Annotated in this window: 15 protein-coding genes and 1 tRNA gene; 13 read left to right on the top strand and 3 right to left on the bottom strand. The window is 63.3% G+C overall.

Going from position 1 to position 16932, the window contains the following annotated elements:
• Window positions 1–76: 76 nt before the first annotated feature.
• Genes O0881_RS11945 through eutC form a run of 5 tightly spaced genes read left to right on the top strand, consistent with a single transcriptional unit; the run spans window position 77 to window position 4941 of the window.
• Entirely contained in the window at window positions 77–637 is a 561-nt protein-coding gene (locus tag O0881_RS11945; RefSeq protein WP_257218865.1) for a GbsR/MarR family transcriptional regulator, read from the top strand.
• The gene (locus tag O0881_RS11940) at window positions 634–1275 is read left to right on the top strand and encodes a DUF4166 domain-containing protein (protein ID WP_289911391.1); all 642 of its coding nucleotides are present in this window, start codon (window positions 634–636) and stop codon (window positions 1273–1275) included. Before O0881_RS11945 ends, O0881_RS11940 begins: the two co-directional genes overlap by 4 nt.
• On the top strand, window positions 1272–2735 hold the full coding sequence (locus tag O0881_RS11935) for a TIGR01777 family oxidoreductase (protein WP_289911390.1): 1464 nt from the start codon (window positions 1272–1274) through the stop codon (window positions 2733–2735). Before O0881_RS11940 ends, O0881_RS11935 begins: the two co-directional genes overlap by 4 nt.
• A 34-nt stretch (window positions 2736–2769) precedes the next feature.
• Window positions 2770–4158, top strand: a complete 1389-nt coding sequence (locus O0881_RS11930) for an ethanolamine ammonia-lyase subunit EutB (protein WP_289911389.1) — start codon at window positions 2770–2772, stop codon at window positions 4156–4158.
• Between the two features lie 9 nt (window positions 4159–4167).
• Entirely contained in the window at window positions 4168–4941 is a 774-nt protein-coding gene (gene eutC, locus O0881_RS11925; RefSeq protein ID WP_289911388.1) for an ethanolamine ammonia-lyase subunit EutC, read from the top strand.
• On the opposite strand, the gene tsaD is transcribed toward eutC, so the two are convergent.
• Window positions 4942–5982 carry a tRNA (adenosine(37)-N6)-threonylcarbamoyltransferase complex transferase subunit TsaD gene (tsaD, locus tag O0881_RS11920; RefSeq protein WP_099666637.1) on the bottom strand — a complete coding sequence of 347 codons (1041 nt, stop codon included), beginning with the start codon at window positions 5980–5982 and terminating at the stop codon, window positions 4942–4944.
• A gap of 209 nt (window positions 5983–6191) precedes the next feature.
• Here tsaD and O0881_RS11915 point away from each other — a divergent pair, with 209 nt between their 5' ends.
• Window positions 6192–6599 (top strand): nitrite reductase (NAD(P)H) small subunit, encoded by a 408-nt coding sequence (locus O0881_RS11915; RefSeq protein WP_289911387.1) that lies wholly within the window; start codon window positions 6192–6194, stop codon window positions 6597–6599.
• 128 nt (window positions 6600–6727) lie between these two features.
• On the opposite strand, the gene O0881_RS11910 is transcribed toward O0881_RS11915, so the two are convergent.
• Both O0881_RS11910 and O0881_RS11905 read right to left on the bottom strand, forming a co-directional pair.
• Complete coding sequence (locus O0881_RS11910; RefSeq protein WP_070254320.1) at window positions 6728–7789, bottom strand: 3-deoxy-7-phosphoheptulonate synthase; 1062 nt, start codon at window positions 7787–7789, stop codon at window positions 6728–6730.
• Between the two features lie 150 nt (window positions 7790–7939).
• On the bottom strand, window positions 7940–8617 hold the full coding sequence (locus tag O0881_RS11905) for a hypothetical protein (RefSeq protein ID WP_099666640.1): 678 nt from the start codon (window positions 8615–8617) through the stop codon (window positions 7940–7942).
• A 147-nt stretch (window positions 8618–8764) separates the two neighbouring features.
• On the opposite strand from O0881_RS11905, the gene ybiB reads away from it, so the two are divergent.
• The 7 genes from ybiB to O0881_RS11870 all read left to right on the top strand — a co-directional run bounded on the left by ybiB (window position 8765) and on the right by O0881_RS11870 (window position 16893).
• Complete coding sequence (gene ybiB / locus O0881_RS11900; protein ID WP_289911386.1) at window positions 8765–9757, top strand: DNA-binding protein YbiB; 993 nt, start codon at window positions 8765–8767, stop codon at window positions 9755–9757.
• Between the two features lie 56 nt (window positions 9758–9813).
• Window positions 9814–11028: an NAD(P)/FAD-dependent oxidoreductase gene (locus O0881_RS11895; protein WP_289898840.1), complete on the top strand. Its 1215-nt coding sequence runs from the start codon at window positions 9814–9816 to the stop codon at window positions 11026–11028.
• A 183-nt stretch (window positions 11029–11211) separates the two neighbouring features.
• Window positions 11212–11424 carry a 30S ribosomal protein S21 gene (rpsU, locus tag O0881_RS11890; RefSeq protein WP_008451879.1) on the top strand — a complete coding sequence of 71 codons (213 nt, stop codon included), beginning with the start codon at window positions 11212–11214 and terminating at the stop codon, window positions 11422–11424.
• Between the two features lie 195 nt (window positions 11425–11619).
• Window positions 11620–12072, top strand: a complete 453-nt coding sequence (locus O0881_RS11885) for a GatB/YqeY domain-containing protein (RefSeq protein WP_076567823.1) — start codon at window positions 11620–11622, stop codon at window positions 12070–12072.
• A gap of 130 nt (window positions 12073–12202) precedes the next feature.
• On the top strand, window positions 12203–13999 hold the full coding sequence (dnaG, locus tag O0881_RS11880) for a DNA primase (RefSeq protein ID WP_099666643.1): 1797 nt from the start codon (window positions 12203–12205) through the stop codon (window positions 13997–13999).
• Between the two features lie 464 nt (window positions 14000–14463).
• Entirely contained in the window at window positions 14464–16704 is a 2241-nt protein-coding gene (gene rpoD, locus O0881_RS11875) for an RNA polymerase sigma factor RpoD (protein WP_099666644.1), read from the top strand.
• A gap of 110 nt (window positions 16705–16814) precedes the next feature.
• A tRNA-Ile gene (locus tag O0881_RS11870) sits at window positions 16815–16893 on the top strand.
• Window positions 16894–16932: the final 39 nt, after the last annotated feature.

Genomic DNA, 16932 nt, shown 5'->3' with positions numbered 1-16932 from the left:
ATTTGTGGCCGAGAAGCGCAGCTGTGCTTGAGCACAGTGAGCATCGCAGACCGCAAAGCGCGACGCGGAGTAGATTATGGTAGGCGTTCTGAGTCCGACCACGCAAAAATACATTTTGCACTGGGGCGAGATGGGCACCCGCTGGGGCGTCAACCGCACGGTGGCGCAAATCCATGCGCTGCTGTTCCTGGCCAACGAACCCTTGACGGCGGAAGACATCGCGGCCAGCCTGAACGTGGCCAGGTCCAACGTCAGCAACAGCCTGAAGGAATTGCAAAGCTGGGGCCTGGCGCGCATCACGCACGTGATGGGGGACCGGCGCGACCATTTCGTCGCCCTGCAGGATGTGTGGGAAATCTTCCGCGTCATCATGGAAGAGCGCAAGCGGCGCGAGATCGACCCCACCCTGACGGTGCTGCGCGAATGCGCGATCGAGGGCGAGCACGATGCGGCCATTCCACCGGCGACGCTGGAGCGCATGGGCGAAGTGCTGGCGTTTTTGGAAATGCTCAGCAGCACCTACAGCGACTATAAGAACCTGCCACCGGCGACCCTGCAGCGCATGCTGTCGATGGGCGGCAAGGTGGCCAAGTTCCTCAGCCCGGAAGACAAACCGGGCAAGCGCGGGGAATCATGAACGGCCCCTCGGAAGGAGAATTGTTCAAGAAGGTGATGGGCGAGCAGTGGCTGACCCTGCACCCGGACATCCGCCGCCGCTTCGAGAAAAATCCCGCGCCGGGCCAGCCCCTGTACTACCGCGGTGAACTCAGTGAACTCACCAGCTCGCGCCTGGGGAAATTCCTCGGCTGGCTGACGCGCCCCTTCATCGATGGCGCGCTGATTCCGCATGACGACCACGACTTCCCCGTGGATATCGAAGTCTATTCGCGCCCCGGCTGCCCCTTCATCTTCAAGCAGCGCACCTACCGCCTGCACGGGCGCGCGCCGATCCGCTTCACCTCCTATATGGCCGAAAGCGCGAAGGGCGAAGTGCTCGAATACGTGGGCATGGGGCTGGGCATGAAGCTGCTGCTGCACGTGGAAGAGGGCAATTTGCACTTCACCAGCGACGGCTATTTCCTCGATATCTTCGGCTGGCGCATGCCGCTGCCCGGCGTGCTCACGCCCGGCAAGACCTATCTGTGCCACCGCAACGAGACGCCGCAGCAGTTCAACATCCGCATCGAGATACGCCACGCGCTGTTCGGCACCACGTTTACCCAGGCGGGCGTGTTCCGCGAGTCCGCCGCACCAGAAATGAAGGAAACACCATGAATACGCATCTGCTGGCCCTGCAACTGATGGCGGCGCAAGGCTGCCTGGGCGCCTTCGACACCATCTACCACCATGAAATCACGGAGGCGCTGCCGCAAAAGGCGTCCGCACGGCTGGAATTGACCATCCATGCGACGCGCGCCTTGATCTACAGCTTGCTGTTCGTGGGCCTGGCCGCCTGGGAGTGGCATGGCGCCTGGGCCTGGGTGCTGGTCATTGTGTTTGGCGTGGAAATCGTGCTGACCCTGTGGGATTTCGTCGTGGAAGACCAGACCCGCCTCTTGCCCGCCACGGAGCGGGTCACGCACACGGTACTGGCGATTAACGCGGGCGCCTTCATCGCCTTGCTGGCCCTGAACAGCAGCGAGTGGGCGACGTTGCCGACGGCCCTCGTGTGGCAGCCGTATGGCTGGCTCAGCGTCTTCCTCGCCCTGTGCGGCGTGGGCGTGGGCTTGTCCGGCTTGCGCGACGCGTATGCCGTGTGGCAGCTGGGCCGGCGCAAGGTGCAGGAAAAGCAAGAGCAGGAAGAGCACCTGCGCTTTGCCGCCGCGCCGCAGTCCGTGCTGGTGACGGGCGCCACGGGTTTCATCGGCCAGCAACTGGTCAGCGCCTTGCTGGCCGATGGGCATGCGGTGACGGTGCTGACGCGCCAGCCGAAACAGGCCGCGTGGACCTTCGATGGCCAGGTGCGCTGCATCGATTCGCTGGACGCATTGGCGGATGCGCAGCGCATCGACATGGTGGTCAACCTGGCCGGCGCGCGCATCGTCGGGCGGCGCTGGACGGAGGCGCGCAAGGCGGCGCTGCGCCGCAGCCGGGTGGCGCTGACGCAGGAACTGGTGGCGTGGATCGCCCGCGCGCAGCACAAGCCGCGCGTACTGCTGTCGGCATCGGCCGTCGGCTATTACGGCGTGCAGCCGCAGGGCGACGCGACGGAGTTGACGGAGGAGAGCGCGCCGCAAGCCATCTTCATGTCGCAGCTGTGCCAGGAATGGGAAGCGGCCGCGCGCCAGGCGGAGGCATTTGGCGTGCAGGTGGGCTGCATGCGCTTTGGCCTCGTCTTCGGCCACCAGGGTTCGCTGCCGCAGATGCTGCTGCCGATCCGCTTTGGCGTGGGCGGCCCGCTGGGCAGCGGCAAGCAGTGGGTTACGTGGGTGCACGTGCGCGACGTGATCCGCGGCATCGCCCACCTGGCGCGCCGCAGCGAAGATGCCACCGTCAGCGGCGCCTACAACTTCTGCGCGCCGGAAGCGATTGAACAGCGCCGCTTCGCCCAAGTGGCGGGCGCCGTGCTGCACCGCCCCAGCTTCCTGCCCACGCCGGCCTTCGTCATGCGCGCCATGCTGGGCGAGCAGGCCGACTTGCTGGTGGAAGGCCAGCGGGTCGCGCCGCGCCGGCTGCTGGGCGAAGGATTTGCCTTCCGCTACCCACAGCTGGAAGGGGCGCTGCGCAGTTTATAAGTTGGCGTAAGATGGGGATGGGAGGAACCGAACCATGCCCCGTTTCAGCCATACGATAGACAGCCATACCTATGCCTTCGCCAGCCTGAAGGAGCTGCTGGCGAAGGCCACGCCGCCCCGTTCGGGCGATGTGCTGGCCGGCGTGGCGGCAGCCAGCGCGCGTGAACGGGTGGCGGCGCAGCTGGCGCTGGCGGACGTGCCCTTGTTGACCTTTCTCAATGAGGCGCTGGTGCCGTACGAAGACGATGAAGTCACGCGCCTGATCATCGACACCCACGAGCGCGCCGCCCTGGCGCCGATTTCCCATCTGTGCGTGGGCGATTTGCGCGACTGGCTGCTGGACGACGCGACGGATACGCCAACGCTGTCCCAGGTCGCCGCCGGCATCACGCCGGAAATGGCGGCCGCCGTCTCAAAAATCATGCGCCTGCAGGACCTGGTGCTGGTGGCCCGCAAGTGCAAGGTCGTCACGGCCTTTCGCAATACCCTGGGCCTGGAAGGCCGCCTGTCCACGCGGCTGCAGCCGAATCATCCGACGGATGACGCCACGGGGATTGCCGCCTCCATCCTCGATGGCCTGCTGCTGGGCAGCGGCGACGCCGTGATCGGCATCAATCCGGCCACCGACAATGTGGCGCAGGTGGTCGCGCTGCTGCACTTGCTCGATGCCGTCATTGATCAATATCAGATTCCCACGCAGTCGTGCGTGCTCACCCACATCACCAATACGCTCGAGGCGATACGTCGCGGCGCGCCCGTCGACCTGGTATTCCAGTCGGTGGCGGGCACGCAGACGGCTAACCGCAGCTTCGGCATCGACCTGTCCCTGCTGGCCGAGGGCCAGGCGGCGGCCCTGTCGCTGGGGCGCGGCACGGTGGGCAACAACGTCATGTATTTCGAGACGGGGCAGGGCAGCGCCCTGTCGGCCGGCGCCCACCACGGCATGGACCAGCAAACGTGCGAAGCGCGCGCGTATGCGGTGGCGCGCGCCTTCCAGCCGCTGCTGGTCAATTCCGTGGTGGGCTTCATCGGCCCGGAATACCTGTACGACGGCAAGCAGATCCTGCGCGCGGGACTGGAAGACCATTTCTGCGCCAAGCTGCTTGGGCTGCCCATGGGCTGCGACGTGTGCTACACCAACCACGCGGAAGCGGACCAGGACGACATGGATGCCTTGCTGACCATGCTGGGCGTGGCCGGCTGCAATTTCATCATGGGTGTGCCGGGCGCGGACGACATCATGCTCGGCTACCAGAGCACCTCGTTCCACGACGCCCTGTATGCGCGCCGCGTGCTGGGCCTGCGTCCCGCGCCCGAATTCGCGGCCTGGCTGGCGCGCATGCGGATCACGGATGCGCAGGGTAGTCTGAACACGGCGCTGGCGCCCGCCTTCCAGGCGGCCCTGCTGCGCCTGGGCGACTAGGGAGGATACATGGACGAGAAAAGCCCGTGGCAGGCGTTGCGCGCGCATACGGCGGCGCGCATCGCGCTGGGGCGCCGCGGCGTCAGCGTGCCGACCAGCGCGCAGCTGGCGTTCCAGCTGGCCCACGCGCAGGCGCGCGATGCCGTGCACCTGGCGCTCGATGGCGACGCCCTGGCGCAGACGCTGACAGAACAGGGGCAAGCCTGCGTGCAGCTGCACAGTGCCGCCGCCACGCGTGCCGACTATCTGCAGCGCCCCGACCTGGGCCGCCGGCTCGACGACGTTTCACGCGCGCGCCTGGCGGCCTTGCCGCAAGGCGTGGATCTGGCGCTGGTGGCGGCCGATGGCCTGTCGGCGCTGGCCGTGCAGCGCCACGCGGCGCCCTTCCTGGCCGCCTTGCGCGAACGGCTGGCGCTGGAAGCGTGGACGCTGTCGCCGCTGCACATCGTGGCGCAGGGACGGGTGGCCATCGGCGACGAAATAGGGGAGTTGCTGAAGGCGCGCGCCGTACTGGTGCTGATCGGCGAGCGGCCGGGCCTCAGTTCCCCGGACAGCCTGGGCCTGTACCTGACGTGGGCGCCAAAAACAGGCTTGCGGGACGAGCGCCGCAACTGCATCTCGAACGTGCGCCCGGAAGGGCTGGCGTATGCGCAGGCCGCGTACCGGCTGCATTATCTGCTGTCGCAGGCGTTCAGCCGGCAGCTGTCGGGCGTGGGTTTGAAGGATGAAACGGTGGCGGAAGGCGCGGCCCTGGCGGGCGCGCGCAATTTCCTGCTGGAGTGATCAGACTTCGCGGATTTCGTCCAGCGGCCAGCGCGGGCGCACGTTGAACGAGTAATCGTGCTTGGCCGCCTGCGGGTTGATTTGCAGGCGCATGGCGCCGGCAAAGGCGATCATGGCGCCGTTATCGGTACAGAATTCCAGCTCCGGGTAATACACTTTGAAGCGCTTCTTGGCGGCGGCCGCGTTGAGCGAGGCGCGCAATTGTGCGTTGGCGCCCACGCCGCCGGCGATCACCAGGCGTTTCAAGCCTGTGTGCTTGAGGGCCGCCACGCATTTGGCCGTCAGCACGTCGACGATGGCGTCGACGAAGCCGCGCGCGATATTCGCCTTGTCCTGTTCGCAGATATTCGCGATGACTTTTTCTTCATGGTTCTTGACCACGGTCAGCACGGCCGTCTTCAAACCGGAGAAACTGAAATTGAAATCCTTCGAGTGCAGCATCGGGCGCGGCAGCTTGTAGGCCAGCGGGTCGCCGAATTCGGCCAGGCGCGAAATGGCGGGGCCGCCCGGATAGCCCAGTCCCAGCAGCTTGGCCGACTTGTCGAACGCTTCGCCGGCCGCGTCATCGAGCGTTTCGCCCAGCATCGTGTACTGGCCTACGCCATCGACGCGCATCAGCTGCGTGTGGCCGCCCGATACCAGCAGGGCGATGAAGGGGAATTCCGGCGGTTCCGATGCCAGCAAGGGGGAGAGCAGATGGCCTTCCAGGTGGTGGATGCCCAGCACCGGCTTGTTGATGGCCAGGCCCAGGCTGCAGGCGACGGACGACCCGACCAGCAGCGCGCCGGCCAGGCCGGGCCCCTGCGTATAGGCGATGGCGTCGATCTCGGGCAGGGTGATGCCGGCCTTGGCCAGGGTTTCTTCGAGCAGCGGGATGGCGCGGCGGATATGGTCGCGTGAGGCCAGTTCCGGCACCACGCCGCCATATTGCTCGTGCATGGCTACTTGCGAGTAGAGGGCGTGCGACAGCAGGCCGCGTTGCGTGTCGTACAAGGCCAGGCCGGTTTCGTCACAGGAGGATTCGACGCCAAGAACAATCATGAAGGTGCTAAATAGGGAGGAGTAATCCGCCATTGTAAAGGAAAGCCGGGCAGTCCACCGTGCGGCCGGCGCACCATTTCGGCGGCAGTGTGCACTTGCGCAGTGCGCCGCGGGCCGGTTTTCCCCCGGTTTTTGGCCATTCTTCGCCTGTGCGGCACTGGCACCGCTCTTGCTTAGAGGTGCATGTGCCTTTCTCAAGGGAGCTAGCGATGTCGGAACAATGGAAAATGATTTGCCGCCTGAAGGACATGCCGCCGGCGGGCGCGCGCATGGTGCAACGGGGCCTGGCCTGGCAGGATTTGCCGGGCGTGGCGCTGTTCCGCGCGGCTGACGATACGGTGTATGCCTTGCTCGACACGGTGCCTTGCCTGGGAGGCCCGCTGGCGCATGGGGTGCTGATGGAGAAAAACCTGATGGGACCGAAAAACAGCTGGATCATCGAACTCGATTCGGGCCGCCTGGTGGCGCCCGTGCAGGGCATGGCGCGCCTGTACGCCGTGCGTATCATGGACGGGCGCATCTACCTGGATGTCAATGAACTCAATATCCCGGCCAGCAAGGCGGAACAGGCGCTGGCGGGATCGTTCGCCGTGCTGCCGCATGTGCAGATGGCTTGATATGCCTCTTGGTGGTGTCGGCTTACGCGCTGCGCGCTAAGCCGACCTACGCATTGACGCGCCCGTCGGGTAGGTCGGATCAGGCCCACAGGGCCGTAATCCGACAACATTGTTGGCCGTAATATTTGTTACGCCGGGCGATTGACGAGGTGCGCATGCGCGTCGCGCAGCATGGTCGCCGTCGTGTCCCAGTCGATGCAGCCGTCGGTGACGGAGCAGCCGTAGGTCAGTTGCGACAGGTCTTGCGGGATCTTCTGGTTGCCGCCGACGATGTTCGATTCGATCATCACGCCCACCAGCGAGCGGTTGCCCTGGCGGATCTGGTTGACCACGTCGGCCATCACCAGCGGCTGCAGTTCCGGCTTCTTGTAGCTGTTCGCGTGCGAGCAGTCGACCACCAGGTTGGCGGGCAGCTTGGCCTTGGCCAGTGCCTGTTCGGCAATGGCGATCGACACGGAATCGTAGTTCGGGCGGCCGTCGCCGCCGCGCAGCACGACGTGGCCGTACGCGTTGCCGCGCGTGCGCACGATGGCCACATTGCCTTCGCCGTTAATGCCCAGGAAGGAGTGCGGGTGCGCCGACGACAGGATGGCGTTGACGGCGATGCTGATGTCGCCATCGGTGCCGTTCTTGAAGCCGACGGGCGTCGACAGGCCGGACGACATTTCGCGGTGCGTCTGCGATTCCGTGGTGCGCGCGCCGATGGCCGTCCAGGCGATCAGGTCGCCCAGGTATTGCGGCGAGATGGGGTCCAGCGCTTCGGTGGCGGTGGGCAGGCCCAGTTCGCACACGTCGAGCAGGAACTGGCGCGCCTTTTCCATGCCTTCGTTGACCTTGAACGAGTCGTCCATGTACGGATCGTTGATATAGCCCTTCCAGCCCGTGGTGGTACGCGGTTTTTCGAAATACACGCGCATCACCAGTAGCATCGTGTCCTTGACTTCCTCTTGCAGCGCTTTCAGGCGGCGCGCGTAATCGAGGCCGGCGACGGGGTCGTGGATCGAGCACGGACCGACGACGACGAACAGGCGCTGGTCCTTGCGGTCGATGATGTTGCGCAGCGCTTCGCGGCCGCGGCTGACGGTGTCGAAGGCGCTTTCCGACAGGGGCAGCTTGGCGTGCAGTTCGGCCGGTGTCGGCATGGGCGCGAAGGAGGTGACGTTGATATTTTCGATGTCTGGCGTATTCATGATTCTGGCTCGGCTTTCGCTATTGCGTTCTTTAAGAGGCAATAGTGTAGCGGAAATGCGGCCTGGCGGCGGGGATGGGGCCAAAACTGGAATGGCTGAGTTGTTTTTATGGCAGGGCCGGCACGCCGCCGGCCCCTTGCTTCTGGGCGCTTAATGGCCGCCGGCCAGGCTGGCGCCAACGCTGTAGCGGGCGATGCGCGGGTAATTGCCGGCCAGCTCGGGCGGCCGGGACAGGCCGGGATGGCGCCGCACATGCGCAAGAATGGCGCTTTCGTGCTGGCGTATCTGCGTATCGAGGCAGGCGATCTGCTGGCGCAGCAATTGATGCAGCGCAATCTGGCCCGCATGGAAATGGGTTTCCAGGCGCGCCATTTCCTGCTGGCGCAGCTGCCGCACGGCTTGCAGGCGGCGCAGCCACTGGCGCAGCTCCACGTAGGCGGGCGAAGGCGGCGTCCAGGGGACAGGGCGTGCCGCCGCGCAATACTTGGCCAGCACCACGGCGCCGCGCACCGCGCCGCCGGGCAAGCCGCAGCCGCGCGCATACGCTTCCAGCCGGCCGGGCTCGGCATCGCAGACCAGCATGCCCATGCCGGCCAGCGCGCTGGCGGCCGCTTCGCTGTGCGGCTCGTTCACGCGCATGCAGACGCGCAAGCCCATGACGGACACGTCGTTCCTTTGCAGCCAGCTGCGCAGCCAGCGGTAGCCGGCCACGTCGTTTTCCAGCACCTTGCACAGCACTTCGCCGCCCGAGAGCAGCACGGCTTTCAGCAGCAGCTTGCTCGTTTCGATGCCGACGAAGGCCGTTTCCTGTTTGCTTGCGTGTTCCATGATGAGTCCTCCTGTGCAGTCTTATACGCAGCGGTGGTGCGTTTGGATGCAGTTCCATCCAAGAAATAGCTTGAAAGACTGTTGCATTGGCGTCCATGGCGGCTTCCAGCCCGTCTGCAAGGGGGAGAATCCGTGTAAACTGGCGCCATGACGACTGTTTCCATCCCCCATACCGATGTGGCCGGCGAGCCATTCCCCGCAGCACGTTTCATCAAGGAAATAGGACGCGGCAAGAACGGCGCGCGCAGCATGACGCGCGATGACGCCCGCGCCCTGTACCGCGCCATGCTCGAGGGCCGCGTGTCGGACCTGGAATTGGGCGGCATTTTGTTGTCGATGCGCATCAAAGGCGAATCCGTGGACGAGATCGCCGGCTTCCTCGACGCGGCCGAAGCGTCATTCGTCCCGCTGGCCGCGCCGGCCGGCGAATTCGCGCCCATCATCATTCCCAGCTACAACGGCGCCCGCAAGATGGCCAACCTGACGGCCCTGCTGGCGCTGCTGCTGGCGCGCGCGGGGGCGCCCGTGCTCGTGCATGGCGTGACGAGCGACCCGGGCCGCATCACGACGGCCGAAGTGCTGGCCGCGCTGGGCGTGCCCGCCTCGCCCGACCATGCGCAGGCCGAGGCCGCCATGGCGCGCGGGGAAGCCGCCTTCCTGCCCATCGCCGCGTTGGCGCCGCGTCTGGCACACATGCTGTCCCTGCGGCGCGTGCTGGGCGTGCGCAATTCCACGCACACCCTGGTGAAAATCATGCAGCCGTTCGCCGGTCCCGCCCTGCGCCTGGTGTCGTACACGCACCCAGAATACCTGGAAATGCTCGGTGAATATTTCCTGACTGCATCAGATCCTGCGCGCGGCGACGCTTTCCTGATGCGCGGCACGGAAGGCGAAACAGTGGCCAACGCCAACAAGGCGCAGCAGATCGACTGGTTTCACGGGAGCGAACGCACGGTGCTGGTGGAAAAACAGTTGCTGGTGGAAGAGTTGCCGCACTTGCCGGCCGAGCGCGATGCAGTCACCACGGCTGCCTGGATCGCCGCCGTGCTGCGCGGCGAGGTGCCCGTGCCGCCATCGATCGCCGAGCAGGTGGAGCAATGCCTGATGGCATCGCGGCAGATTGCAGCACGGCCGCGCTAGCCGCGCCGCCGCAGTTTACAATGGCGTCTTTGTAATCAGCGGTGACCGGAATTCTTATGGCAAAACAATTTGATGTGGCAGTGATCGGCGCGGGCGCGGCCGGCATGATGTGTGCGGCTGTTGCCGCCCAGCAAGGCAAGCGCGTGGTGTTGATCGATCACGCGGCCAAGCTGGCCGAAAAGATCCGCATCTCGGGTGGCGGGCGGTGTAATTTCACCAATATTAACGCCACGCCACAAAATTTCCTCTCGGAAAACCCACATTTCTGCAAGAGCGCCCTGTCGCGCTACACGCCGCAGGATTTCCTCGCGCTGGTGAAAAAATACCGGATCGGCTACCACGAAAAGCACAAGGGCCAGCAATTCTGCAATGAATCGGCCGAACAGATCATCGACATGCTCAAGGACGAGTGCGCCGCTGGAGGCGTGCATTGGCGCATGCCGTGCAAGATCGACAATGTTGTCCAGCAAGAAGATGGCGGCTTCGTGCTGCAGACGGACAGCGGCGACATCGAGACGGCCAGCATCGTCATCGCCACGGGCGGCCTGTCGATCCCGAAGATCGGCGCCACGGATTTCGCCTACCGCATCGCCAAGCAATTCGATTTGATGATGGTCGAGCCCCGTCCGGCCCTGGTGCCGCTGACGTTCGACCCGGCCAGCTGGGCGCCGTTCGCGGAATTGTCCGGCATCGCGCTGGAAGTGGATGTGGAAACGGGCAGCCTGAAAGGCCGCAAGGCCACGGGCGCGCGTTTCCGCGAAGATTTGCTGTTCACGCATCGCGGCTTGTCGGGCCCGGCGATTTTGCAGATTTCCAGCTACTGGCTGCCGGGCGAGCCCATCGTCGTCAACCTGTTGCCGGAAGTGGACGTGGCGCAGACCTTGATCGAAGGCAAGGGCACCTTGAAGAAGCAACTGGGCAATATCGTCGCGCAATGGCTGCCGCAGCGCCTGGCGGACTGCTTGTTGGCCGTCAACGGCCTGGCGCCGGATGCGCGCATCGCCGACATGCCCGACGCGCAGCTGCGCAAGCTGGGCCAGGCCATCAATGCCTGGTCCATCGTGCCGAACGGCTCCGAAGGCTACCGCAAGGCGGAAGTGACGCGTGGCGGCATCGACACGCGGGAATTGTCGCAGCAGACCATGATGGCGAATAAGGTGCCGGGCCTGTATTTCATCGGTGAATCGGTCGATGTGACGGGCTGGCTGGGCGGTTACAACTTCCAGTGGGCCTGGGCTTCCGGCGTGGCGGCAGGTATTGCCTTGCAGTAAGCAAGTCTGTAGGATGGGGTTCTGGCGCCCGGTGCGCCGACCCCGGTGCGTGGTTTACGCCACATTCCGGCAGCGACCGCAGGCTGCATGCCGCACGCAAGTGGGGGAGGGGCTTCCCTTTCCGAATAAAAGCTGCTACTATCTATCTCTTCCTATACACCACCTCAACGGTTTGAATTTTACATGACCACTATTCGCCTTAAAGAAAACGAGCCGTTCGAAGTCGCAATGCGTCGCTTCAAACGCACCATCGAAAAAACGGGTCTGCTGACCGAATTGCGCGCACGCGAATTCTACGAAAAGCCAACAGCTGAGCGCAAGCGCAAGCTGGCAGCTGCTGTCAAGCGTCATTACAAACGCATCCGCAGCCAACAACTGCCGAAAAAATTATTCTAAGACTGTTCAGTCAGAACCAACCCGGGTAGTTCGGCGCATTGTTCGCCACGGGTTTTGTTTTGATTCGCCTGGAGTGATACTTCAGATGAGTCGCATACCCGCTCCGGTTCGCCGCAGCGGGTTTTCGCTTTTGTGGCTGCCTGCTTGGAGTGCACAGATCAGCATCGAACCCCACTTACCAACACGAGGATTGCCATGAGCTTGAAAGAACAAATTACCGAAGACATGAAAAACGCCATGCGCGCCAAGGAAGCGGGCAAGCTGGGCACGATTCGCCTGTTGCTGGCGGAAATCAAGCGCAAGGAAGTCGACGAGCGCATCGAATTGACGGATGCCCACGTGACGGCCATCGTGGAAAAGATGATCAAGCAGCGCAAGGATTCGATCACCCAGTTCGAAGCCGGTGGCCGTGCCGACCTGGCCGACATTGAAAAAGCCGAACTGGTGCACCTGATCGGCTACATGCCTGCCGGCCTGTCGGAAGAAGAAGTGGCGGCTGAAGTGGCTGCCGCCGTGGCCGCCTCGGGCGCCGCCGGTCCGCAAGACATGGGCAAGGTCATGGCTATCGTCAAGCCGAAGCTGGCTGGCCGCGCCGACATGACGGTGGTGTCCGCCCTGGTCAAGAAAGCCTTGACGCCGGCAGCGTAAGCATACAATAGTAGCAAAGGCTGCCAGCCGTCGCGCTGGCAGCCTGTTAACAGCCCACACGTTGACCTGGCTCAACCTCAGGCCGCGTGCGGTAGTATAGTCTGACCTATAACAAGACCCGCCCTAGCCAGTGATACCTCAATCCTTCATTTCCGATTTGCTCAACCGCGTCGATATCGTCGATGTCGTGGGGCGCTATGTGCAACTGAAAAAAGGTGGCGCCAATTTCATGGGCTTGTGCCCGTTCCACAGTGAAAAATCGCCCAGCTTTACCGTCAGCCCCACCAAGCAGTTCTATCACTGCTTCGGCTGTGGTGCGCATGGCACCTCGATCGGCTTCCTGATCGAGTACTCGGGCATGGGCTTTGTCGACGCCGTCAAGGACCTGGCGCAGAACGTTGGCATGGTCGTGCCGGAAGCGGACGATAAAATTCCGCCAGCCCAGCGCGCGCAGATCCAGGCGCAGAGCCTGGCCCTGTCCGACGCCATGACGCAGGCGTGCGATTATTATCGCGGGCAATTGCGCCACGCACCGGAAGCCATCGCCTACCTCAAGAACCGGGGCTTGACGGGCGAAGTGGCCGCTCGCTTCGGCATGGGCTTCGCGCCCGGCGGCTGGGACAACCTGCGCTCCGTCTTCCCCGACTACGACGTGGTGGCACTGGCCGAGGCCGGTCTCGTGATCGACAAGGTCGATGAAGAGGGCAACAATCGCAAGCGTTACGACCGTTTCCGCGAACGCATCATGTTTCCGATTCGCAATACCAAGGGGCAAGTCATCGCCTTTGGCGGCCGCGTGCTCGACCATGGCGAACCGAAATACCTGAACTCGCCGGAAACCCCCTTGTTTTCCAAGGGTTTCGAACTGTATGGCTTGTTCGAGGCGCGTCAGGCCATCCGCGACGCCGGCTATGTGCTGGTGACGGAAGGCTATATGGACGTCGTTGCCTTGGCGCAAATGGGTTTCCCGCAAGCGGTGGCCACCCTGGGCACGGCGTGCACGCCCACCCACGTGCAAAAACTGCTGCGCCAGACGGATAACGTGATTTTCAGCTTCGACGGCGACAAGGCCGGCCGCCGCGCCGCGCGCCGCGCGCTGGAAGCGAGCCTGGCCCACGTGTCGGACAATAAAACCATCAAATTCTTGTTCTTGCCGTCGGAACACGATCCGGACAGCTACATCCGCGAATTCGGCGCCGAAGGTTTCGAGCAGCAAGTGCATGAAGCCATGCCGCTGTCGCAGTTTTTGCTGAAAGAAGTGTCGGGCGAGCATGATCTGTCGGAGCCGGAAGGGCGCGCCCGCGTGCAGTTCGACGCCAAGCCGCTGCTGCAGCTGATGGCACCGTCGTCCCTGCGCCTGCAGATCGTGCGGGGACTGGCGCAGCTGACGCAGTCCACGCCGGCCGAGATCGAAGCCCTGTTCGAGCTGGCGAAACCCGTTGCCGTGGCGCACCGCGCGCCGCCGAAATCGGGCCGCCCCGTGCCTGTCGGCCTGGAATTAAAGATCATGCGCATGCTGGTGGCGCATCCGCCGCTGACCATGCGCATCGACGAGGCCGCCCTGGCCGCCTTCCAGCACCTGGGGCCGGATGCGGCGCACAGCCTGGGGCAACTGGTGGCCGTGGGCCAGGCGCTGGGCGAGCACGGCAGTTTTGCCGCGCTGGCGCAGCAGTTGAAGGAGCTGGGCAGCGAGTACGATGAGATCATCGGCGAGATCGCGGCCGGTACGGAATCCGATTACGACAGTGAATTGTCGTGGCTGGTGAGCACCATACGCGAGATCAAATTGAATGCCTTGAAGGCGGAATTGCAGCAATTGTTTGCGTCGGGTTTGCCATCCGAGAAAATTGGTGTACGCTACCGCGAAATCATGCAGGAGCAGGGGGCGCTGGAGCGCGAGCGCGATGCCGAGTTGGTGAATCGCTAACCTTGCCTTGAGGGTATGGCGCGCACTGGAAAAACATTTTTCGCGTGCTATAATTAAATGCTAAGTATTGTGTGCTTTGGCAAGCTAGTTCTGTTTCGTAAATAGTATTTGTTTTCAGTAAGTTAGGCTCTTGATCGGCGCGGTGGATCGTGTCGGCAGCCAGGGCCAACTGGCGTTTTCGGCGTTGCGGGCAAGGCTCGCAGACGCTGGCAAGCCGCGCCAGGCTCTCGCTCCCAACGCGGTCGATGCAGGAATTTTTGCCGAGGCGGCTGGCAACAGCCGGTGGACAGGAATTGCTGCGCTTCCCGCGGATCGTGGCCGATGAGGTGTAAGTAACGTAACAGTGTCGAATTTGCGTAGTCGGCAGGTTCGAAGATGGTGGTTCCCGCAGGTAGACAGGGAACTGGCAGCAAACTTTATCCTAATCCACCGTAAAGCAAGTCGTTGTGTAATCGAAAGCGCCTGTGCCAATCAAGAAACCCGAATCCAAAGCGGCTGCAAAGCCCACTAAAGTTACCACGAAAGCCGAAAAGGCGCTCGACCGGCCAGAAGCGCGCGTTACCAGCGCGCCCGTGGTCAGCCAGACCACCGACGCTGCCACCCTGGCAGCCATCGATACGTCCGGTTATGTCTTGCCGTCGGTAAAAGTGCCAGGCCGCCGCGGCCGCAAGCCAAAAGAATTCCAGCCAGAAAATGATGAAGTCGCCGCCCTGAACGCCGTCGAGCGGGCCGAACTGAAGGCCGTCGACAAGGCCAAGGCCAAGGACCGCAAGGCGAAAGAGCGCGCGCTGCTGAAGGACGCGTTCTCGTCCGATACGGAAGCGAGCGAGGAAGAACTCGAGCGCCGGCGCCAGAAACTCAAGACCCTGATCAAGTTCGGCAAGGAACGCGGTTTCCTCACGTACGCGGAAATCAACGATCACTTGCCCGAAAACATAGTCGATCCGGAGGCCATCGAAGGCATCATCGGTACCTTCAATGACATGGGTATCGCCGTCTACGAGCACGCGCCCGATGCGGAAACGTTGTTGCTGTCCGATAACGTTGCCGTCGTCACCAGCGATGACGAGGCGGAAGCTGCGGCCGAGGCCGCATTGTCGACCGTCGACTCCGATTTCGGCCGCACCACCGACCCCGTGCGCATGTACATGCGCGAAATGGGCTCGGTCGAGCTGCTGACGCGCGAAGGCGAGATCGAGATCGCCAAACGCATCGAAGATGGCTTGAAAGACATGATCCAGGCCATTTCCGCCTGTCCCGTGACGATCGCCGAAATCATCGCCGCCGCCGACCGCATCGCCAACGAAGAGATCAAGATCGACGAAATCGTCGACGGTCTCGTCGATGAAAACGAGCCGGTCGCCGCCGCCCCTGTCGTCGCCGCTCCCGTCGAGGAAGACGAGGAAGAAGGCGAAGCGGAAGAAGAGGAAGAAGAAGAGGAAGAAGAAGCGAGCGCGTCGGGCGCCGCCGGTTTCTCCGCGGAACAGCTGGAAACCCTGAAACGCACGGCGCTGGAAAAATTCGCCGTCATTTCTCAGCAATTCGACAAGATGCGCCGCGCCTTCGAAAAAGAAGGCTACAACTCGAAACCGTACGCCAAGGCGCAGGAAGCCATATCGCAAGAATTGCTGGGCATCCGCTTCACGGCCAAGGTGGTGGAAAAGCTGTGCGATACCCTGCGCGGCCAGGTCGACGAAGTGCGCCATATCGAGAAGCAGATCCTCGACGTGGCCGTGAACCGCTGCGGCATGCCGCGCGCCCACTTCATCAAGGTCTTCCCGGGCAATGAAACCAACCTCGACTGGGTCGATGGCGAAGTCAATGCAGGACACGCGTACAGCGCCATCCTGGGCCGCAACATTCCGACCGTCAAGGAACTGCAGCAGCGCCTGATCGACCTGCAGGCGCGGGTCGTGTTGCCGCTGCCGGACTTGCGCAATATCAACCGCCAGATGGCGGCTGGTGAAATGAAGGCGCGCAAGGCCAAGCGCGAAATGACGGAGGCCAACTTGCGCCTGGTCATTTCGATTGCCAAGAAATACACGAACCGCGGCCTGCAATTCCTCGATTTGATCCAGGAAGGCAATATCGGCCTGATGAAGGCCGTCGACAAGTTCGAGTACCGCCGCGGCTACAAGTTCTCCACGTATGCGACCTGGTGGATTCGCCAGGCCATCACGCGCTCGATCGCCGACCAGGCGCGCACGATCCGCATTCCCGTGCACATGATCGAGACGATCAACAAGATGAACCGGATTTCCCGCCAAATCCTGCAGGAAACGGGCGCGGAGCCCGATCCGGCTACCCTGGCGATCAAGATGGAGATGCCCGAGGACAAGATCCGCAAGATCATGAAAATCGCCAAGGAACCGATCTCGATGGAAACGCCGATCGGCGACGACGACGATTCCCACTTGGGCGACTTCATCGAGGACAACAACACCCTGGCGCCGGCCGATGCGGCCCTGCACGCGTCCATGCGGGGCGTGGTCAAGGACGTGCTCGACTCCCTGACGCCACGCGAAGCGAAAGTGCTGCGCATGCGTTTCGGCATCGAGATGTCCACCGACCACACCCTGGAAGAAGTGGGCAAGCAATTTGACGTGACGCGCGAGCGCATCCGCCAGATCGAAGCCAAGGCGCTGCGCAAGCTGCGCCACCCATCGCGCTCCGACAAGCTGAAAAGCTTCTTGGAAGGCAACTAGAAGCCAATAGGGCTTGACGTACGCCCCTGATACCCCTATCCTCGCGTGTCCGTTTCCAAAACGGCCGCGCGAGGCGGGTTTTCAATAGCGCCGCCACGCCGCAGTCCCCCGGGCCTCTAGCTCATGCTTGGTTAGAGCAGCGGACTCATAATCCGTTGGTGCCGTGTTCGACTCACGGGAGGCCCACCAGAATTTGCAGCAATAGATTGAGCCCCGGCGGGTGACTGC

It is taken from the genome of Janthinobacterium sp. SUN100, assembly GCF_030397705.1.
Taxonomy (GTDB): domain Bacteria; phylum Pseudomonadota; class Gammaproteobacteria; order Burkholderiales; family Burkholderiaceae_D; genus Janthinobacterium; species Janthinobacterium kumbetense.
The sequence above is the reverse complement of the archived record's forward strand: the minus strand, read 5'-3'. Positions and strand labels throughout refer to the sequence as shown.